Origin of the sequence: Undibacterium sp. 5I2 (assembly GCF_035019605.1) — a bacterium.
Lineage (GTDB): Bacteria > Pseudomonadota > Gammaproteobacteria > Burkholderiales > Burkholderiaceae_D > Undibacterium.
The window spans coordinates 1-245 of sequence record NZ_JASJVS010000198.1; the positions used below are offsets into that span (position 1 = coordinate 1).

Sequence of the window (245 nt, forward strand, 5' to 3'; positions counted from 1 at the left end):
AAGTTCGCCATCATTGTAGAAACCGCCGCACTCAATGAAGCCGATCTGGCACTATATTGTCGTGGCAAAGGACTTTACCCAGCACAAGTCAAGACCTGGCGAGAACTGGCCGTGGCAGCGCAAAATGGACAGCCAGTAGCCCAAGCTGAACAACAAAAAACGACGCACTCCTATCAGAAAAAAATCAAAGAATTACAACGCGAAGTAGACCGTAAAAATAAGGCGCTGGCAGAAGCAGCAGCGTT

The 245-nt window shown here is 48.6% G+C and carries 1 pseudogene; it reads left to right on the plus strand.

Features of this window, described 5'->3' with window-relative positions:
- Positions 1-245, plus strand: a pseudogene (locus tag QN359_RS19965) (IS3 family transposase); the annotation flags it as partial.